Origin of the sequence: Candidatus Nitrosopumilus sp. (genome assembly GCF_965262695.1) — an archaeon.
Classification (GTDB): Archaea; Thermoproteota; Nitrososphaeria; order Nitrososphaerales; family Nitrosopumilaceae; genus Nitrosopumilus.
Genome location: NZ_OZ253550.1, coordinates 1,325,980 through 1,346,672, shown reverse-complemented (window position 1 = coordinate 1,346,672; position 20,693 = coordinate 1,325,980). Strand labels below are relative to the sequence as shown.

20 protein-coding genes and 1 tRNA gene are annotated in these 20,693 nt (G+C 32.2%); 7 read left to right on the top strand and 14 right to left on the bottom strand.

Annotated features, from left to right (window positions below; translation table 11 throughout):
• Positions 1–35 precede the first annotated feature (35 nt).
• Positions 36–109 (top strand) — tRNA-Gly (locus tag ACQY2P_RS08185).
• Here the strand turns inward: ACQY2P_RS08185 and ACQY2P_RS08180 are convergent.
• The 5 genes from ACQY2P_RS08180 to ACQY2P_RS08160 are packed head-to-tail and all read right to left on the bottom strand — an operon-like array spanning position 110 to position 6,699.
• Positions 110–1,072 (bottom strand): tetratricopeptide repeat protein, encoded by a 963-nt coding sequence (locus tag ACQY2P_RS08180; protein ID WP_428326147.1) that lies wholly within the window; start codon positions 1,070–1,072, stop codon positions 110–112. It lies immediately after the preceding tRNA gene.
• A 34-nt stretch (positions 1,073–1,106) separates the two neighbouring features.
• Positions 1,107–1,649 carry a type 1 glutamine amidotransferase gene (locus ACQY2P_RS08175; RefSeq protein WP_428326146.1) on the bottom strand — a complete coding sequence of 181 codons (543 nt, stop codon included), beginning with the start codon at positions 1,647–1,649 and terminating at the stop codon, positions 1,107–1,109.
• Positions 1,650–4,505: a UPF0182 family protein gene (locus ACQY2P_RS08170; RefSeq protein WP_428326145.1), complete on the bottom strand. Its 2,856-nt coding sequence runs from the start codon at positions 4,503–4,505 to the stop codon at positions 1,650–1,652.
• Between the two features lie 47 nt (positions 4,506–4,552).
• Entirely contained in the window at positions 4,553–5,674 is a 1,122-nt protein-coding gene (locus ACQY2P_RS08165; protein WP_428326144.1) for a DNA primase small subunit domain-containing protein, read from the bottom strand.
• Positions 5,674–6,699 (bottom strand): DNA primase, encoded by a 1,026-nt coding sequence (locus tag ACQY2P_RS08160; protein WP_428326143.1) that lies wholly within the window; start codon positions 6,697–6,699, stop codon positions 5,674–5,676. Before ACQY2P_RS08160 ends, ACQY2P_RS08165 begins: the two co-directional genes overlap by 1 nt.
• Before the next feature lie 85 nt (positions 6,700–6,784).
• On the opposite strand from ACQY2P_RS08160, the gene ACQY2P_RS08155 reads away from it, so the two are divergent.
• From ACQY2P_RS08155 to ACQY2P_RS08145, 3 genes are all read left to right on the top strand, one after another.
• A complete protein-coding gene (locus ACQY2P_RS08155) occupies positions 6,785–7,624 on the top strand; it encodes a deoxyribonuclease IV (RefSeq protein ID WP_428326142.1) in 840 nt (279 codons plus the stop codon).
• A 30-nt stretch (positions 7,625–7,654) separates the two neighbouring features.
• A complete protein-coding gene (glyS, locus tag ACQY2P_RS08150) occupies positions 7,655–9,112 on the top strand; it encodes a glycine--tRNA ligase (RefSeq protein WP_428326141.1) in 1,458 nt (485 codons plus the stop codon).
• 172 nt (positions 9,113–9,284) lie between these two features.
• Complete coding sequence (locus ACQY2P_RS08145; protein WP_428326140.1) at positions 9,285–10,445, top strand: glycosyltransferase; 1,161 nt, start codon at positions 9,285–9,287, stop codon at positions 10,443–10,445.
• Between the two features lie 47 nt (positions 10,446–10,492).
• Here ACQY2P_RS08145 and ACQY2P_RS08140 read toward each other — a convergent pair whose 3' ends face one another.
• Positions 10,493–11,143, bottom strand: coding sequence for a Snf7 family protein (locus ACQY2P_RS08140; protein WP_012214448.1), 651 nt, complete (start codon positions 11,141–11,143; stop codon positions 10,493–10,495).
• A gap of 105 nt (positions 11,144–11,248) precedes the next feature.
• Between ACQY2P_RS08140 and ACQY2P_RS08135 the strand changes: the two genes are divergently transcribed.
• Positions 11,249–12,004 (top strand): glutamate racemase, encoded by a 756-nt coding sequence (locus ACQY2P_RS08135; RefSeq protein WP_428326139.1) that lies wholly within the window; start codon positions 11,249–11,251, stop codon positions 12,002–12,004.
• On the opposite strand, the gene cobM is transcribed toward ACQY2P_RS08135, so the two are convergent.
• From cobM to ACQY2P_RS08115, 4 genes are read right to left on the bottom strand one after another with little or no spacing between them, the layout of a single operon-like run.
• A complete protein-coding gene (cobM, locus tag ACQY2P_RS08130) occupies positions 11,985–12,755 on the bottom strand; it encodes a precorrin-4 C(11)-methyltransferase (protein ID WP_428326138.1) in 771 nt (256 codons plus the stop codon). The two genes, ACQY2P_RS08135 and cobM, sit on opposite strands and share 20 nt — an antisense overlap.
• Positions 12,748–13,470 carry a precorrin-2 C(20)-methyltransferase gene (gene cobI / locus ACQY2P_RS08125; protein ID WP_428326137.1) on the bottom strand — a complete coding sequence of 241 codons (723 nt, stop codon included), beginning with the start codon at positions 13,468–13,470 and terminating at the stop codon, positions 12,748–12,750. Before cobI ends, cobM begins: the two co-directional genes overlap by 8 nt.
• 35 nt (positions 13,471–13,505) lie before the next feature.
• Positions 13,506–14,096, bottom strand: a complete 591-nt coding sequence (cbiT, locus tag ACQY2P_RS08120) for a precorrin-6Y C5,15-methyltransferase (decarboxylating) subunit CbiT (protein ID WP_428326136.1) — start codon at positions 14,094–14,096, stop codon at positions 13,506–13,508.
• Positions 14,097–14,122: 26 nt separating this feature from the next.
• Positions 14,123–14,599: a hypothetical protein gene (locus ACQY2P_RS08115; RefSeq protein WP_428326135.1), complete on the bottom strand. Its 477-nt coding sequence runs from the start codon at positions 14,597–14,599 to the stop codon at positions 14,123–14,125.
• A gap of 103 nt (positions 14,600–14,702) precedes the next feature.
• On the opposite strand from ACQY2P_RS08115, the gene rqcH reads away from it, so the two are divergent.
• Entirely contained in the window at positions 14,703–16,652 is a 1,950-nt protein-coding gene (rqcH, locus tag ACQY2P_RS08110) for a ribosome rescue protein RqcH (RefSeq protein ID WP_428326134.1), read from the top strand.
• Here rqcH and ACQY2P_RS08105 read toward each other — a convergent pair.
• Together ACQY2P_RS08105 and ACQY2P_RS08100 are read right to left on the bottom strand one after the other, a co-directional pair.
• Positions 16,627–17,013 carry an aconitase X swivel domain-containing protein gene (locus tag ACQY2P_RS08105; protein WP_428326133.1) on the bottom strand — a complete coding sequence of 129 codons (387 nt, stop codon included), beginning with the start codon at positions 17,011–17,013 and terminating at the stop codon, positions 16,627–16,629. The two genes, rqcH and ACQY2P_RS08105, sit on opposite strands and share 26 nt — an antisense overlap.
• A complete protein-coding gene (locus ACQY2P_RS08100; RefSeq protein WP_428326132.1) occupies positions 17,010–18,164 on the bottom strand; it encodes an aconitase X in 1,155 nt (384 codons plus the stop codon). Before ACQY2P_RS08100 ends, ACQY2P_RS08105 begins: the two co-directional genes overlap by 4 nt.
• Before the next feature lie 55 nt (positions 18,165–18,219).
• On the opposite strand from ACQY2P_RS08100, the gene ACQY2P_RS08095 reads away from it, so the two are divergent.
• A complete protein-coding gene (locus tag ACQY2P_RS08095) occupies positions 18,220–18,870 on the top strand; it encodes an endonuclease III domain-containing protein (RefSeq protein WP_428326131.1) in 651 nt (216 codons plus the stop codon).
• Here the strand turns inward: ACQY2P_RS08095 and ACQY2P_RS08090 are convergent.
• Positions 18,854–19,519: a hypothetical protein gene (locus tag ACQY2P_RS08090; RefSeq protein WP_428326130.1), complete on the bottom strand. Its 666-nt coding sequence runs from the start codon at positions 19,517–19,519 to the stop codon at positions 18,854–18,856. The two genes, ACQY2P_RS08095 and ACQY2P_RS08090, sit on opposite strands and share 17 nt — an antisense overlap.
• Before the next feature lie 31 nt (positions 19,520–19,550).
• A complete protein-coding gene (sat, locus tag ACQY2P_RS08085) occupies positions 19,551–20,693 on the bottom strand; it encodes a sulfate adenylyltransferase (protein WP_428326129.1) in 1,143 nt (380 codons plus the stop codon).

The window sequence follows — 20,693 nt, the reverse complement described above, 5'->3', positions numbered from 1 at the left end:
AAGATATTTAATCATAGTTGATGAAGGTGGCTCAAGCAGAGTTAGTTTAGTCTGGTATGACATCAGCTTCCCAAGCTGAAGGCCACGGGTTCAAATCCCGTATTCCGCATTACAATTCACGAATTGCTTGTTCTATTATTCCTCTGTCAGGAGCCTTTGGGAAATATTTCAAATAGTTTTTGAGATCATCTTTTGCATCACTGTTCTTATTTTGTTGTTCTCTAAGATAAGCACGATTTTTGTAAATTTTAGCAGAACGTTTTGGATTGATTTCAATTGCTTTTGTGTAGCAATCTTCTGCTTTTTCAAAGTTATTTGTTTTAAGATAGAAATTTCCAAGTCCATTATAGGTCAAATAAGAGCGATTATTGAGTTCCAAACACTTTTCATAAAATTTTATGCATTCAGACGATTTTTGTTCATTCATCATAGTACCCAGAAGATGTAGTGCAATAGAATTATTTGGATTCAATTCAATTGCTCGATTTAGTGATTTGATTGCTTCAGAAAAATTTTTCAGAATACTTTGTCGTTCGGATTCAAAACATAATCGATTTGAGTTTTCAAAAGAATCATTCTCAAGTTTGATAGAAGATAAAACATCTTCAGGTGCTATTATTATCAATAATTTGCCTTCTTCAGACCATTCTTTTTCAAAAATATCTTCAGGTATTGCACCTTCTTGCATTTCTCCTTCTTGATTTCCTGTTTGAATATAATGCAAGATAGTTTTTTCTTCATCATTGTAACCAGTAATAATTGATGCATGTTGAGTAACCTCAGGAATTCCTGGAAGAATTACTATTGGAGGGATTCCAGAATCAATAATTTTTTTTAGTTCATTTAGAGATGAATGGACAATTTTACATACTAATCCATGTCTTTCTGCAGATTCAATTCCCTCAATTAGTATGCTGCCGTTAAATCCGGCATATTTTTTTGCAGTCTCAATAGCTTCAGCCATTGGTAAATCAATATTCCAATATTTTGAGACAACATTAACTGGTAATGGTAGACAAATATTTTCTTCTTCAACTAGAGGTAAAAGTAATTCATGGTCTTCTTGTTCCATAAATTAATCAAATTTTCAGAGTAATTAAAATCATTCAGAGCATACAAAACTTCTCAATTAGATTATTTCCATCTAAACTCATTTCAGGATGAAATTGGGTTCCAAAAATAGGCTTGCTCACATGTTTAATAATTTCATATTTACAATTAGTGGATTCTCCAATAGAAACTAAGTCTGAAGGTAATTTGGAGATCTCAAAATTATGACTTTCAAAAACTAGTAATGAATCGTTATCGATTAGATTATTTTTAACCATTTTTACAGTTTCATTTCCTTTTTGAAGAGAAGAACTTTTCTTAATTGTTCCTCCTAAAGTAAGAGCCAAAATTTCTGCACCATAACATATACCAAGTAATTTAGAATCATTTCTTATAGAATAATTTACAATTTTAGAATTTATTTCATTAATCTTTTTTTCATTTTTTCTTCTTCCAGATAAAATAAAAGAATCATAATTTGATAATGAATTGAGATTCAAAGTATTTGGTGTTTGAATATCAAATGAGATATTTTTTTCAGAAAGAAAATCAGTTAGATTTTTTGTATAAATTGATCCATTATCTACAACCAGAAGCAATTAGCTGCCTACCTCAATTGAGACATAATGAATCTCAGATATGCCATCTTTGACATATATTGTTCCAATGTTTAGATTGTTTTCTTCTTCCCACATGAATACTCTGTCACTTCTTGGTTTTACAAAGTCATCAATGAACTGTGATAGGAATTCTATAGTTTCTTCACGTTCATTTTCAGTAAAGAAGAATAACTCTCCTTCATTAAATGACAATGGGATTTGTATTGAAGTTGGTTCTGATACAGTAATTTCATTTTCCTCAAATACTTTTTTGATGATTTCAATTCTATTAGTTCTATCTAGTTCAACATAATCATCATCAGCAACAGTAACAGAACCTGCAACACCTGAGACTTTCTTCAGATAGGCTTCAAAGGCTTGTTCTTGAGTGTCTCCTAGTCCAACAAAATATTCTCCATTAAATGCTGCACCTACAGCTGCAATTGTTCCTAATTGTGCAACTACACCACCTGCACCAGCAGTATAAACAGGAATAAAGTAAACATCATGAGCGCCTACACGATACAAAATATTATCACCAATTCTTGGATTTCTCAATAATGTCTTTAATTGAGCAAATTCAGGATCTCTATCAAGTGCTTCTCTAACTGCAGTTGGACCAATTAATTTGGTTGTAGAGTTTAGAGGAACTTCATAGAACTGCAAGTCTCCTAGATTAGTGAGGTCGTTTTCAACTACCATATATCCTGCAAGGTTTCTTCCTTCAGAACCACGTAATTCTAATGATAGTAATCCTAAGAATTCAGTTTGATCAAATCCAGGTGGTTTTGCCTCAACATAATAGGTATCAAGACCACGAGGAATTTCATAAAATTCATTTGCTTGAATGAATGTTTCAACATTGGTTACATGGTAAACATTGTACATTTCAGTTTTCCAGTTAAATAACTCAACAGGATATCTAATTTGCTCCTCTAACCAAGCAGGCATTGGTTCGAATCGTTCCTCATATTGACTTGCAAACATTTCTGTAAAGAAATCATCTCCTGTCTTTAGTAATTGAATATCACCATCATACGAATCAACAAGAGCATATCCAACTAAACGCAGGTATGGATTTCCAACAGACCAAGGAACATCTCGTGTATCAAATCCAATTATTAATGGAATTAACCAATAGGAATTTTCTCCATCAGTTACAGGAAGTGAATCTAGTTCTTTACCAAACAAGTCATAGAGGAAATAAGGATACAAGGTTTGCATTCTATCATGGACATCTTTGTATCTCATTATATGGACAGATTCTGCTGGAAATGAAAGCAAAAAGTTTGGCTCAAATATCCAACTTAATGGTGGTGAAACATCTAATCCACCCAATCCAGAATACGATACGCCACCAAGCTCTGCACTATCAGAGCCTCTGGAATTAGGATAACCTGACCAAGTTGTTTCAAATAAACCGCCTTCACCATAGTAAATTTCTCTTTGTTTGAAAAATTGACTACTATCAACAATTTGTCCATCAGTAGCTTCCAAAGTAAGGAATCCTTCTGGAACATGCGTGTATACAAGATGTTCATTGTACCATCTATTTTCGAGACTAACTGATGTTGGAAGAACAGGCTTCATTGAGGCTGTCCAATACAAAGTATTATTGAATCTCAGAATATCATTATCTTCAAAGTTTACATAAGGAATCAAACCAATTTCAGGCTTTAATTTGGCAAAAGCTGCTTCCCAATCCCAAACTCGAATTACATCTAAAACATCACTATTTTGAGAAACATAGTTTTTGATATTGTTTGGAGAAACAGAAGTTAACTGAACATCATGAGTGTTTTCTTGTACATTATTCAGCTCACCTAAGTATCTATTAACTCCAATTTGTTGAGCTGTATATGGTCCCAAAAATTCAATCTTTTTTGCATCTGCAATGCTGTTATTTACAGAAACAACTCCTGCAACAATTATTGCAATTGCAATAATTGTAAGTATTCTAATGTATACGTCTCTCTTAAACATATGAGTTAGAACACGTGCTCTAATCCTATCAACTACTGAAAATGCAATTAATGCAAAACCAATAACAAGTGTACCACCAATTACGTATCTTGTGTTATAATCAATTTGATCAGTGAAAAATAAATTAAATCCTGCCCAAATTATACCGATACCAATTATTCCTTCAATAGTTGAAACATAGTTTAGGTATCTAGGTTTACCTTCATTAGAGTCTTGAAGGAAGGAAGTAATTACATTAATTATTCTGTGTAACCCAACATACAAAACTAGACGTAATCCAATTGCTGCAAGTATTGGAGGAATCAAAATTACTAATGCAGGAATCATTGGAACTACATTTTCTGCAGCATAGTTTGGATCAGTTTCCGGTGTGACAAATGGTAATGAGAATAATTTTGGTAGATTTTCTATTCCAAGATAATTTCCATCAATAAAGGACATTGCAGCAAATCCAAACATAATATTTGCAAAGAATGCACCAAAGAGGAAGATTTTGGTAATTTGCCAGATGACAAATTGAGCTGAACTTAATTTGTAGTCTCTAAAACTTGGCACTGCATTAGATATTGGCTGTTGTCCACTTCGGCCTAAAAATCCAATTGCGGTATTAATTGCGTACCAGAAAATAGAAGAACGTCCGGCGGCATTTACACGAACTAGAGCTATTGCAGATAAAATAATGGTAGAAACAAGTGTGTAATAGAGAGGCTTGGTAAATTGATCGCCAAATTCTGTAAAATTCATGGATAAAATGACTGCTTGATTTCCTACAATTGCAAAAATTACAATACCAATGATTGCAACAATGCCCAATCTGATGTATTTTCCAGCATCAGGAGGAGGAGTCTGCTTATCAGTAGAGGCGCTATACAAAATCAAGTTGAGTTAAGATTTGGTAAATTAATGTCTTACCAGCAAAATCAGGCAATTGTTGCTAGTTTTTTACAGATCATATAGACTGCAGCAAATGTCGGAACACTTACTTTTTCATTATGATATGGACCAAATTTTTTATTTTTTAGTTTAAATTCAACTGGACAATTTGCTAATACTTCTACAGCATCATCGCTAAGAAAAGATGAATCTGTGTAGGCATCAAATTTTTCTAAGTCTATACAATGAATTTTTGTAAGACCACTTTTACTGTTGATAGAACCTGGTAAACGAAATATTCTGTGTATATCCATTGTTACATTAGGATCAATTTTTGTTCCAATATTTTTAGAAATATCATCCAAAGTTTGTTGAAATGATGAATAACCATTTGAAAGTAATTCTGAGATTATTTTTGATCTCTTTGATTTTGAGCCGTAGATATATTTGGAAAATCTTCCTCTCCATCCAGATTCATCAAAGTTTGGAAAAGAATTTCTATTTGGCTTGAATTTTTTCATGCCAAATTTTTCAGGAATTGCACCATTAAACATAATGTAATCTACAAGTTCTGATCTTTCTCTAGAACCAATTTGTTGGAATTGTGAATTGTATACATAGACATGAAATCCTTCATTACCAGAAAAATATACTTGAATGTCATTTTTATTTATTGAAAAATCATTTGTTAGAATTTCTGATAATTTTAAAACCTCAGTTTTTGATGAATCTATACAATTTTTACATGGTAGAGATTTCTTTTCTAATTTGGTTGAATTACATTTTAAGCATTTTTCAGAATTATTTGAAATTTCATTACATTCATTACAAATAGATAATGTGTGACTTGTTCTACAAGACAAATTAAGATCTTTGGCATCAATGTCAAAAATAAGATCAGCTTCTTTCCAATCTTTTTCATTCATAGGTAAATTAGGAAATGAATAGTATGCATTAGAACAATATACGTCAGATGGGACATTTTGCATTAGTAGTAAATGTAATTCTTTGTCGTCTTTGACTGAAATATGACGTGTCATTCCAGAATTAAATTTCTGATAACCAAATTCTCTTTCAGAGGTACGTTCAGGTACTCTAATCAAGTCAAATTGTTCAAAATAATACTTTTTGAACGTACCTTCTAGAAATTTAATATCAGTTTCTTTCATTATTTTCTCTTCTTTCCAAATTGTAAAGGACTAATAATGCCATCACATTCTGACGTTGCAAAACAAAGACTTTGTGTTTTTATTTTTTCACATGAAGGACATGAGTATTGAGTACCACTACCTGATGTTCCAGCTAGATGATTAAGCTGGTAAAGAGTTACACGTTCATTATAATCAGGAGCATTTTTGAATAATGGTGCAATTTGTTGAACAGACTGTCCTTTTGAAAGAAGAAATGTTGCCAGCATAAATCTACCAGAATGTGGAAGATTTTCACCTTTTTCAAGTATGTCAATTGCATGTTTAATGCATGGAGGATATTCTCCAGTTGTTACTGTAAAAGTAGAGAATTTTTTTGATAACATTACAAGTTTGTTTACAGAATCTTCAAAACCAGGAATCATTGTAGGTGTTTTTGCATTAACTATTTTTGAATTGATATATGTACCAAGTTCTTTTCTAATCAATCTTACAGTTTCATGAGGAGTAAGAAAAACTTGTCCATTTTCCACATGTCTGTTAATTAATTTCCATTCTCGTTCATGAAAATTAATTGAATGTTTTAGATAATCTGATACCGGGATTACAAAATAATCATTAATTTTTTCTATCTGAACTGAAAATAAGTCATCAATAACCCTAATTGCTAATTGTTTTTTTGATTCATCTGAGATGTTTGCTAAATCCTTTTCCAGATATCTTTCAGCTCGTCGTGCTTCAGCAAGAGCAAATCTCTTGATTAGAGTATGCATGCCACTTAGTTTTAACAAGACTATAGCAAGTAAGAATGAAAAAACCTCTCTCGGAAGTGCTGCTTCTTTTGACACCTGATCTTCAATTAGATCAGATTTGTAGATCTTTCCATCTGCTGCAACCTGAATTCGATCATATGCCTTAGTTATCAGTTCTTTTAGATCAGGATCGGTTCCAAATTGTTCTAAAGTGAATCCCTTATCTTTTAGATATTGACCAGCGTCAGCCAAAAATGGATATTTTGCAATTTCATCTTGTCCAAGTGCCAGCATAATAGTAAATTACCTAGTTTACTTAAAAATCTGGTTTCAGTATATTTGATGCTGATTTAAATTATGTTTGAATAAAATTTCAAATATGCAGATTGGTTGTCATGTATCAATTTCAGGTTCCATTGACAAAGCAGTTGATAATGCAGTTGAAAGAGAATGTTCAGCCTTTCAGATTTTTACAAGAAATCCAAGAGGATGGCATGCAAAACCACTTACAAAAGAGGACATTACAAATTTTAAATCAAAATTAAAAGAAAGCAAAATTGATAGATTTGCAACTTGTGCACATATGCCATATTTACCAAATTTAGCTACACCAAAAGAAGATGGATTTGAAAAGTCAGTAAAAACATTGGTAGATGAAGTTGAGAGATGTGCACAACTAGGAATTCCATATCTTGTAACACATCTTGGAAGTCATTTGGGAACTGGAGAAGAAGCAGGAATTAAGAAATTAGTTGAAGGATTAACTCAAGCAGGTAAAACAAAAAATGATGTAATGATTCTATTAGAAAATACAGCAGGACAAAAAAATTCCGTCGGTTCAGACTTTAAACAATTAGGAGAAATATTCAAACAACTAAAACCTGCAAAAAAATTTGGTGTTTGTTTAGATTCATGTCATGCATTTGTTTTTGGATATGATTTAAGAGCCGAAGCTAAAGTCAAAGAAACTTTTGCAGAATTCGACAAATATGTAGGAATAGATAATTTGAAAATTCTTCATCTAAATGATGCTAAAGGTGATATTGGTTGCAATCTTGATAGACATTATCATTTAGGAATGGGTGGAATAGGTGAAAAAGGGATTTCAGCCATTGTAAAGTTTGCAAATAAGAAGAAGATACCAATAATTTTGGAGACACCTATTGATGATGATAGAGATGACTTTGAGAACATTCGAAAAGCAAAAGAATTTGCGTAGAAATTTATTCAATGGTTTTAGTGAGTAAATATGGACTATGAAGCAGTAATGAAATTAGCACTTGAGCGTGGGTTTTACTTTCCAAGCTGTGAAGTTTATGCTGATGCACAAGCTGGATTTTGGGAATATGGTCCAACAGGAGTAGGATTAAAAAATAAATTTCTAGAATTATGGAGAAGAGAGTTAATCAGAAGAGACGGAATGTTAGAAATTGATGGTTCTCAAATCATGTCAAAATCAGTTTTTGAAGCTTCAGGTCATTTGGGAAATTTTGCCGATCCGATAATAAAATGTACAAAATGTAATTCAACATTTAGAGCAGATAGAACAATTGCAGAGTTGACACAAATTGAAATCCCTGAAAGTGCAGATTTGGAAGAATTTGATAATGCAATTAATCAAAATAACATAAAATGTCCAAAGTGTAAAGGGGATTTTGATAAAACAAAGAATTTCAATATGATGTTTAGAGTGGGAATAGGTCCTGAAGAAGAAGAAGCATATCTTAGACCAGAAACATGTCAATCAATATTTGTTGATTTTCCTAGATTATACAAAACTATGAGAGGAAAACTACCTTTAGGAATTGCACAGGTTGGAAAAAGTTTTAGAAATGAAATAGCACCTAGACAAAGTTTGTTACGTTTGAGAGAATTTTATCAAGCAGAGATAGAGGTATTTTGTAATCCATCAAGATTAGATGAGGTTGAAAAGTTTGTAGAGATTCAAGATACGGTAATCAGAGTACAGACAGATTCTGAACCAGTTGAAATGACTTGTAAAGAAGCAGTAGAGTCTGGAACCGTTCCAAACAAGTTTGTAGCATATTATCTAGGAATACTAACTGAATTTTATGAAAAAACAGGCATAGATATCTCAAAAAGCAGGTTTAGGAAATTGGGAGATAAAGAAAAGGCATTCTATGCAGAAGTTGCATTTGACTTTGAAGTAGAAACGACGATTGGATGGTTAGAATTAGTTGCATGTAACTATAGATCAGATTATGATTTGTCCAGTCATGCAAACAAAAGTAAAGAAAAATTTGAAATTATGGATGGTGATGATAAGGTATTACCACACGTGTTTGAGATTTCAATGGGAATTGATAGGAGTTTATACACAATATTAGAACACTCACTTAAAGATGACAAAGAACATGAAAGAATAGTTTTGTCACTAAAACCATACTTAGCACCAACTCATGTAGGAATTTTATCATTAGTAAAAAAAGATGGATTAAAAGAGAAAACAGATGAGATTTATCTTTCTATTAAACGAAAGTTTGATGCTTTCTTGGATCATTCAGGTGCAATTGGTAGAAGATATAGGAGATTGGATGAGATTGGAGCTCCTTTTGCAGTCACGGTTGATCATCAAACGTTAGAAGATGATACTGTCACAATAAGAAAAAGAGACTCTATGGAACAATCTAGAATAAAAATTTCTGACATGGATTCTATTCTTTTAGAATCTGTTGGTTTTCCATAGATTAATCTGAATGAATTAAAATTTTTTGAGATATCTTTGATTTTGTTTTTACAGTGAAATCTGTGAGTAAGAACTTTTAGAAAAAGTAACGAAGTTGAGGAGTAATAAAAATAGACTGTCAAGCCTAAAAAATAATTAAAAATTAATAACTACTGAAAATTTCTGGGAGAATATGTTGGTAGAAAAGCCAAATAATCAGATCTCAATTATAATTCCTACATACAATGAATCTCAAAATATTCTCAACATATTAAAATCAATTAAAGATAATTTGCCCAAAAATATTTCAGCACAAGCAATTGTTGTTGATGACAATTCGCCTGACGGTACAGGCAAAATTGTTGAGGATTATCTAAAAAATTTGAAGAAAATTACAAACTATACAATTGAGATTATTCACAGAAAAACAAAGGATGGTTTAGGTTCTGCAATTATTAAAGGAATTCAGCAAGCAACTGGAGATACAATCGTTGTAATGGATTCAGATTTTTCTCATCCGCCACAAGTGATTCCAAAATTAGTTGAATCAATAAAAAAATATCAGTATGATATTGCAGTAGCATCACGTTACATTAAAGGAGGTAAAATTGAAAACTGGTCTGCAAAAAGAAAACTAATCAGTAAGTTTGCAACATTGATTGCAAAAAAAGGATTAGGGATTAATACAAAAGATCCAATGTCAGGGTTTTTTGCATTCAAGAAAAATATTCTAAATGGATTAAATATTGATGCAATTGGTTACAAAATTCTTTTAGAAATTCTTGTAAAAACAAAAAATGTTACAATTACAGAGATCCCATATACGTTTCAAGATAGAGAGTTGGGTGCAAGTAAACTAAGCATGAAAACAATTTTTGATTATTACAAATCAGTTTGGAAACTTTATCGATATGGTAAACCAGAAGAAGAGAATGAAAAAAGAAAATCTGTAAAATTTCTTTACAAGGCAGCAAGATTTTACACAGTTGGTGCTTCGGGATTTGTGGTAAACTATTTGATATCATTATTGTTTGCAGGTGGAATTTCAGATATGTGGTACTTGCATGCAAATGTTATTGGAATTATTGCATCGATTACAACTAATTTTATTTTAAACAAAGCTTGGACATTTAATGACAGAGATTTCAGAATCAAAAAGACAATGTCACAGTATGGTAAGTTTGCATTGTTTAGTTCACTAGGCGCACTAGTACAATTAGGGATGGTATTTTTCCTAGTAGATAGTGCTGAAATTTCATATCCATTAGCATTGATTTTAGCAGTGGCTACAGCAGCATTTGGAAACTTTGTTTTAAACAAGAAATTTACCTTCAAAGAAAAATTACTAAACTAGTTTTTTAGAAATTAAAATAAAAAGAAACGACTAACGTCTTTTCCCAACTACTCAAAGGTAGAAGTAGAGGTACCTGACGAAAGTCCAGTTGAGGAAGGTACAGATGGGAATTTATCACCAATCTGTTGTTCAGCTACTGCAGATGCTTCTTGTAGGATCTTCTCTGTTTCTTCACTAGAAACATCAGACTCCATGTTAAATGAGTCTCCTGCAAGTGAATCCATCATAAGTCCATTGAGTGTCTGGGTCATGGTATTCAATTCTGAGTCTGCTTCTGGCATGAATCTTCCTAGCGATGACTTCAATCCCTTCATTGTAGACATTGCTGGTCCAATTGCTACCATAGCATCACCAAGATCATGAATAGTTGTGAGTCTTAGTTGGACTTGTTCTAATGACATTCTTGCGTTGCCGAGCATCTTTGTAACTTTACGAATTTCAGCTAATTCGTTAGACAAAACTCTACTTGTGCTAGTATCATGTTGCTGCATTGCAGTCACGACTCTCTGAAAGAGTTGCGCATCTCTTTCGTGCAGTTTACCTAACATAGAGTCCATTTTTGAGATTTGGACTTGTAGTTTGTTTACTGCAGTTTGAATTCGTGGTTTTAATGCACCTTGAGGCTTTACTGCTTCTCGGAGTTTGCCAGTTACGCTTTGGGTCTCTTGTCGAGCCCAAGTCTTATCGAAGTTTGGCATGATTTGGATTTAGAAATTTAGTCTTAATGTCGGGTGTAAATTTAGATCAGTTTTTAGGTAAAATTAGCTAACAAACTATTATTCTGAGATTCTATTTGTAATGTTGTGGCTAAAATTGCAGTATTTGATTCAGGATTAGGCTCACTATCTATCATTAAAGAAATGCAAAAATCATTCAAGTCTGAAATCATCTATTTTGCTGACCAACAAAACTACCCTTACGGCAAAAAATCTCAGGCTCAATTAGGAAGAATTATGCGTAAATCCATCAATTTGTTAGAGAAATTTTCGCCTGATTTCATAGTTATAGCATCAAATACACCCAGTCTTATGCTAAATCTATCTACAAAGAAAATCTTTGATGTAAAACCACCACTAAAAGAAGCAAAAAAACTCACAACATCAAAACAAATTGGAATTCTTGCAACAAAATCTGCGATAAAGAGTAAAGGGTTATCAAAATACGTTCAAGAAAATATTCCCAAATCTTTTAAAATTTTTAAAATTAATGGTTCAAAGCTTGTAGATTTAGTAGAGTCTGGAAAATTTCTTACAGAAAAAAAATATTGTGAAAAAATTATTAAAAAAGAATTACAAGTATTAAATAAAAATCAAATTGATGTTATCACATTATCTAGTACACATTTACCATTTTTAAAAAAATATTTAGAAAAAGAATTTCCAAACATACAATTTATTGATCCAGGAAATATTGTAGCTCAAAAAATTTATTCAAAAATAAAAAATAAACAATTGAAAAGAAATTCTTTAAAGATTTTTACTTCTGGAAATACAGAAAACTTTCAATCAAAATTATTAAAAATTGGAATTAAAAATAAAATTAATTTTTTGTCTTTTTAGCTTTTCTATAACCATGACTGAATTTTTTATCATATAGTTTTGAATATTCATATGTTTCAGGATCAATTACATCACTAATTATGACAATGGCAGTTCTAGTAATTTTCTCTTCTTTGAGTTTCTTTGCAATATCACCAAGTGTTCCTTTGATAATTTTTTGATCTTTCCAACTTGCTCTATACACTACTGCAACAGGTGTTTTCTTTTTGTATCCACCTTCAATTGCTTCTTTTACCAAGTCTGAAATCAAATGAACACTAAGATAAAAGATCAATGTTGATTTGTGTTTTGCAAGTTCTGAAATTTTTTCTCTTTTTGGAACTTTGGTTCTAGATTCTGCTCTAGTTACAATAATTGTTTGAGTTACTCCTGGAAGGGTTAATTGAGTTCCCAAAGCAGCTGCTGAGGCTAAAAATGCGGTTACTCCAGGCACAACTGTAGATTTTATTCCTTTTTTTGTAAGATTATCAATTTGCTCTTTGATTGCACCATAGATTGATGGATCACCATCATGCAATCTGACAACAAGTTTGTCTTTTTTTGCATTTTTGTATAACACATCAAAAATTTCTTCTCTAACCATTCCAGCTGCATCATAGAGTTTTCCTTTTTTACACAATTTCAGAATTGGTTCTGGGATTAAAGATCCAGAATAGACGACAACATCTGCTTTTTGAATTAATTTTTTTGCTTTAACAGTAATTAGTTCAGGATCACCTGGTCCACAACCAACAAAGAAAACATCAGACACGTTTTACCACCAGTATAGAGAAATATTTTGTAGTTAATGTATCATCATTTACTTCACCTAGAGTCATCTTTCTAATTATTTCATTTTCAGTTCCCAAGTCTTGTCCAATTGCAAAAATAGAATTATCAGGAAATCCTGATTCTTTTAAAACATCAATAACTTGATCAAAGTATCTACCATCCTTTAGAAATATCATGGATTCGGAATTTTTTGCAATTTCTTTAACACTACTCAAATCATAACAAGAGGGAATGATTGCAACTTTTTCTGCACCTTCTGCAATACTTACACCAACCTTTGAAGCAAAAGTAAACATTGAAACAATTCCAGGAATAACACTAATGTTCATTTCTGGATATTTTTCTGTAAGATCTTTGTGCATGTAAATCCAAGTACTGTACAAAAATGGGTCACCTACTGTGAGATAAACTACATTTTTTCCAGATAGTACAGTTTCAGCCATAATCTTTGCATTTTTTTTCCAAGTTTCTTTAAGAACATCTTGATCTTTAGTCATAGGAAAAATTAGTTTTACAATCTCTTGGTTTTTGGATTTGTCAATAAGAGAATCAACTACAGATAATGCAATGCTAGGTCTGTCCTCTTTTGATGCAGGGCACATGATAATATCGGCATTTTCAATTGCCTTTACAGCCTTAACTGTAAGAAGTTCTGGATCTCCAGGGCCAACACCGATTCCTATCAATCCAGGCATAAAATGACTAATTTTTCTCCCAATTAAAAGCTAGATTAGGCTTTAGTTGCAGAAATTATGGTTATTGGATTTCGTGCTAGCATCATGGTACCAGTAGTGGTTTTTCTACTCTTAGATATGGTTACTTGAGTAATATCCACTTCTTTAAACTGTAATTTATCCATAACTTGCAACACAGAATACAGTGTTTCAATAAGTATAATTCCAATTACAATTCTACCTCCAGACTTTAGTTTTTTTTCTGACAGCTCTACAATTTCTTTTGTATCACCACCAGTACCACCAACAAATATTGCATCAGCTTCTTCAAGTTCTGAGATTTTTTCTTTGGCATTACCAAATATTACTGAAACATTTGAAAGATTAAATTTCTGTAGATTCCTTTTTGTCAAGTCCACTGCATTTTGATCATAGTCAATTGCAAGTACTTTTCCTGAAGATTCAACTTGCAATGCAGATTCCACAGAAATAGATCCACTACCACAACCAATATCATATACAGTTTGTCCTGGATTTAGTCTGGCTTTACTAATTTGAACAGTTCTTACTTCTTCTTTAGTAATAGGAACTTTTTCGGTTCTTTCAAATTCCTCATCAGAAATTCCAGGAGTTTTGTAATTCCACATTAGATTATCACCTTCTGTAGATTCTACTACAGATTAATTCCAGGAGAAACGTTTCCAGAATGAACTAGGGTATAAGTTACAATCCAGGTAAACAAGTACAAGAAAATATAGCTACCAATTGCTTGTGTAACAATTTTTTTTCTATCTGATGATGGTAATTGCATTTTCATTCCTTTTGCCACAATAATTGTTGCAAAGAATACTATAATCATAAATCCAATTGACGCCCATCTTCTGTCTTCACCTTCAATATCTTCAAAGATAAAAGTAGCAGTAGTACCTGCAATAACTGCAAGAACAACACGTAACCAAAATAATTTGTTTAATTTTTTGTCTTTTTCACTTTTTTCAGCCTCATTTATTGGAGGTTCTTTTGATGGCTCAGGGGCTGATTCAGTTTTTTCTGTTTCAGGAATATCAACTGGCTCTTCTTGAGGAGATTCCTTCTTAGAGTCCTCAGGCTCAGGTGTAGGTTCTGATTTTTTCTTTTTGAATTTAGCCAATTAAATTTCTAGCGTGTCTCAAGCAAACCATGTTTAATATCTTTGGTCAAAAATTGAGCACGTCATAGCAAGGATATAATTTTAGATGTAAAATATGATAGGCATGACATTATCAGGAATTGAATTACGGTATTTGGTCGATAAAATTTCAAAACAAGTTGAAGATTACTATGTTAGTAATATCTATGGAATAACAAAAGATAGCATACTTTTCAAATTACATCATACTGAAAAAAGTGATCTCTTTATGATGATCTCTACTTCAGGTGTTTGGCTAACTAAAGTAAAAATTGATCAAGTTGAACCAAACAAATTACTCAAAAGACTACGAAGTGATCTTCTTAGATTAAAATTAAAAAAGATAGAACAAATTGGTGCAGAGAGAATTGCATATTTTATTTTTGAGGGATTTGGAAAGGAATTTGTCTTAGTTGGTGAATTTTTTGGAGATGGGAATATTTTACTGTGTAATAATGAGATGAAAATTCTTGCATTACAGCATTCAATTGATGTAAGACATAGAAAACTAAGTGTAGGATTAGAATATACTCAACCTCCACAAAGTGGATTAGATATTTTCAATTTATCTGAAACAGATTTTGAAGGTATTAAAACAACAGATTTAGTTGCTGCAAAATGGTTTGGACGTACTTTGGGTCTACCTAAAAAATATGTTGAAGGTGTTTTTGAAATTGCAAATGTTGATCCAAAAAAGATTGGAAATCTTCTAAATGAAGAAGAAATTAAAAGAATTTTTGAAATAACTAAGAAAACTGTTTCAGATATTGTTTTAGAAAATCATGATCCTATAATTGTAAGAAATGAAAAAACAGAAGTTCTTCCAATTCAACTTGGAAAAATCAAAGGAGAAATTACTAAAGTAAACAGCTTCATAGAAGGACTTGATACTGTTTTTACACAAAACATTGTAGAAAAAGGAAAATCAATTCAAACAAGTGGTTCTGATAAGAAAATAAAGGAACTTGAAACCCAAATTTCTGAGCAAGAAAAGGCAATTCAAACAGTAAAAGACAGATCAAAAAATATCACAAACGTTGCAAATTCTCTCTTTGAGATGATTTCAAAGGGAATTATGTCAATTGAAGATACATCTGCACAAGTAATTTTGGCAAGTAATAATGCAAAATTGGTCACTGAGAAAGGAATATCATTAATTGTTATTCAAGATGAAAAAATAAAAATAAACACAAAGACATCTTTACAATCAATTGCATCTACATTATTTAACGAAGCAAAGAAACAATCAGGGGCAATTAATTCAATTGAAGAAATTAAATCTAAAACTTTGAAGAAATTAGAAAAGCTACAAAACAAAACAGAGTCCGAAAAAGATTCAATTTTAGTTTCTGAAATTAGAAAGAAAAATTGGTATGAAAGATACAGATGGTTCTATACATCGGATGGATTTTTAGTAATTGGTGGTAGAGATGCTGCATCAAACTCTGCTGTCGTGCGAAAACATTTGGATAAAAATGACAAAATTTTCCATGGAGATATTTTTGGTTCTCCATTCTTTATTATCAAAGATGCACAAAATGCACCAGATACCAGTATGAATGAAGTTGCACATGCAACAGTTTGCTTTAGTCGTGCATGGAGAGAAGGAATGTATGGTGTTAGTGCATATTGGGTCAATCCTGATCAAGTGAAAAAATCAGCTCCTAGTGGAGAATTTCTTCCAAAAGGTTCGTTTACAATTGAGGGGCAAAGAAATTTTATCAAAAGTGGAAATCTCAAACTAGCTGTTGGAATAATTCCACAGGAAGATGGTTTTGCACTAACATGTGGTCCTCCGGAAACAATCAAGAAAAATTCAATCTGCTATGCAATAATTGAGCCTCAGGGAATCGAGATGGTTGATGCGGCAAAGAAAATTAGAATAGAATTTTCAAAAATTCACGAAGAAATTACCAAAAAAATCACGATTGATGAATTTGTTCGTGTAATGCCTGCTGGAAAAAGCCAAGTAAAAGATGTCAATAGAGGAGAAGCAGATATTCAAAAATTCATTGATACTGAAGAGGACGATTAGAATCAGTATCAAGGGATAGTTTCATTCCATTATTTATTGAAGAAAATTCTTCATCAGAGATAATTATTAATGGAATATTTGCTAGTGCACACCCAGTGGCTACTGTAAGATCAGCTTTAGTACAAATCATTGCAAGAGGTGCAGTTCCATTTGATTTTATAGAGTAAATTGTGTATGCACCAACACTACTCCCAACACCTGAAGGAAAAACTAGAATCGTATCTTTAATTGATTTTTCATATATAGAATGATTTTTGTCACTAATAATTCCAGTTTTTTTATCAACTGTACCTAAAAAATTAATTGCATCTTTTGATTTTAAAACAGTGCCTTCAACTTTTCCTGAAACTAGAACTTTCATCTTGTCTCATCTTCTATAATTTGTGATAGTGATTTTAAATTCACACCAACACCATTAGAGTTTTTCAAGTAAAATGCACCCTTAATACTATTAGTGGTAACTGCATCAACATTATCTTTGTTGATTAATGGAGTAAGACAAGTACAACAATCAGAAAGAATTTCGCATCCTGCACGTTCCAATTCATTTGTATAACCAATTTTGTTTGCTTGTTCTTTTACAGTTCTTGGAGTAAATATCATACATCTTTTCTCAAACGTTCTTCCCTTTAGTTTTCCAGCAAGTTCTGAAATTTCTTCCAAGCCCAGTTGAGGACTACCAAGTGTAATGATATCACCTTTCTCAGATGTGTTTAGCTCATCATGAACATTTTGCATTGCTTTTTCATCAAAATCAATTTTTTCAGAATCTGGATTAACTTCTCCAAAAATAAATTTGGCACACGTTCCAGATGTACCCATTCCCCCACACATTGCTTTACATTGACGATTATCCATCTGGCCTAAACCAGAAACATTTACAGAGATATCTCCAACTTTGCCAGCAAAAAATCCCAACATTCCATATGTTAGTTCATTTGGATCGTCTACTTTCATTCTAATTGTAACATTTGACGAATCTTCTTTTCGCAATGACGAATAGGGGCTTTTTCCTGTTAATGCACTAGCTAAAGCACTAAATGCACTTTCTTTGTTTGTTTTCAAATTATCATACGAATTTGCATGAATTGCAGCATTACTTTCTGCAAATGCAACTTGTGTTCCATCTTTTGGAATATCAAAAATTTCATAAGGAATACATGAAAAAGATGGAATTACGCCCATCGTTTCATATGAATTTCTAATAGAGAGTTGTTTTGAGATAAAATTTTCATCTAATCCATAATTTGATACATTGTCAATATCAAATCCCATCGGATTTAGAGTAGTCTTTACTTTGACTCGAGCATCTTTACTAATACTAGAAAGAAATTCTTCTCCTGCATCACCTATTGTATTGTAATTTACTCCTGAAAGGTGAGTCCATTCAATTGGAACTAGTTTTTCCGCATCTGTTGCCTCACCAGTTGCAACAAGAATTCTGTATGCCATCTGCATAATTTCACCTTGTTCACCTTTTAACGCAGATTCTTCTTCTCTAGTTAATTCCAATGAGATTAATTTGGATTTACAGTTATAATACTTGTACGTAGTTTTTCATATGAAAATGGAAAAAATTCTAAGCAAAATGATGGATACGATGAACTCTGTAAAGACACCACGGATAACTGCATTAAGAGATCTTCATGATGCTGAAACTGGTCCATTTAGTATTTTGATTGGAACGATACTCTCTGCTAGAACAAAAGACGAGAGTACAACCAAAGTAGTCAAAGTGTTATTCTCAAAATACAAAAATCCAAAACAACTTGCAAATGCCAAACTAAAAGATGTTGAAAAAATAATCAAACCAATTGGATTCTATCATGTAAAATCTAAAAGAATTATCGAAGTTGCAAAGATAATTGATTCAAAATACAAAGGCAAAGTACCTGAAGATTTGGATACTTTAGTAGAATTACCAGGAGTGGGAAGAAAAACTGCAAACTGTGTTTTAGTTTACGCATTTGAAAAACCTGCAATTCCAGTTGATATTCATGTTCATAGAATTTCAAATAGATTAGGATTAGTTGAAACAAAGAATCCTGAAGAGACAGAACAAGAATTAATGAGAAAGGTAGATAAAAAATTCTGGATTGACATCAATGATACTTTTGTAATGTATGGTCAAAACATATGCAAACCAATATCTCCAATGTGTGATGTATGTAAGATAAAAAGAAGTTGCAAGTTTTACAAATCTAAGAACGCTTCTTAGTTAGAAACAATACACCAACTATAACACCAATACCTGCTGCAACATAAAATGGAAACATTGCAAATGCATTCTTTGAAGGATCACCTGAGAGAAATTCTAAAAGTAAACTACCAGAATTGACTGCAGGAGGATCAGTAGAACCCTCCATTCCATGTACAGAATAAGAACCAATTGCAAATTCTCCAATATCCAAATTGGTAACTACAATTCTTGCTCCGTTATTTACAGTCAGTCCTGCTCTGTCAGTAAAGGATATGATTGATTTTGCTTGAGGATACCAACCTCTTTCCAAGTCACTATGAACTACAATGTATCCTTCTTTTGGAGTTTGTACTGCAACCCAGAATTTGTTATCAGGAATTGAACCCATTCCGACTTCAATAAATTCATCTTCAGAATTAGCGTCATAGAGCCTAAAGACTGCATTTCCATCAGGATTTGCATAAAGTAGATTGTTGTCAATTGTTACTTGCCAGCTTACTGCATGAATATCATTTAATGGAACAATAGATGCATCTCGTAAAACTCTGTTAAATTCTTCAGCAGGAATCTCTATTGAATCAATAATTAATGATGGATTTACTTCCTGAGCAAATGCAGGCGTAATAAAAATTCCAGAAAGTAAAATTGCTGCAAATAGATATTTCATTGAGCTAGTGCAAGTTTGATTGAATAAATATCTAATCAACAAAAGGTTTTGGATGATTCAAGATTACTTGTGCAACTTCAGGTCTTAAGATAAATTCAGAAGGTGCTTGTCCATTTTGAATCATTTCTCTTAATGCAGTTCCACTAATTTGCTCTTTGTCATCATTATCATGTGGACATGCCTTTGGAGTTGTGTATGTAAGACATTTTCTACAATAGAAGAATGGTGGGAAAAATACTGGAGATATCTCTAATTCAGGATAATCTGAAAAGATTTCTTGTGCTGCCATCGGATCATAGAATTTTCCAACTCCTGCATGATCTCTACCGATAATAATATGAGTGCAACCATAATTTTGTCTCATGATTGCATGATGAATTGCTTCTTTTGGACCTGCATATTTCATTTGAGTATGTAAAGTTCCTAATCTACATCTATTTTCTGGATAGTAGTGTTCTATCATTGTTTCATAACATTTTACGATTACTTCATCAACAAAATCACCAGATTTTTTCTTTCCAATAACAGGATTCACAAACACTCCATCTCGTGTTGTAATTGATGTTTTTTGTAACATCTCATGTGCTACATGTGGAGGATTTCTAGTTTGAAATGCACAGATAGTTTTCCATCCAGCTTGTGCAAATGCTTCTCTTGTTTGTTTTGGAGTAAGTCTATTTTTTCTAATTTCAGTATCATTTGGTCTTTGAATAAAATCAATTTTTCCACTCACCAAGAAATCTTTCATTGATATTGTATAAGATACACCTGGATGAGCTAAATCATTAGTACCATAGACTCCTTTGGCTGCTTTTTCCTTATCAAAAGTAAATATTTCATCAACATGTAATACTGCAATACCAATTTTATCTTGATTTTGTAATAGTACATCCCCTGCATCTTTCATTTTATTAGCAGTTTCTTCATCAACATCTAACACAATAGGAATGGTCCATGCCAAATCATTTGCTAGTCTTCCTCTTGATACAACACTTTCAAAGTCTTGTTGGCCTAAAAATCCCTCTAAGGGGCTAAAGATACCATCTGCAATGTTTTCAACATCGTTTGCAAGATCTTCTGAAATTGTAATTGAGAATAATCCAGTAGGATCAACATCTGTAATTCTGTTAACTAGTACTCCACCATGAGGTTTGATTGAATCACTTTCGGACAT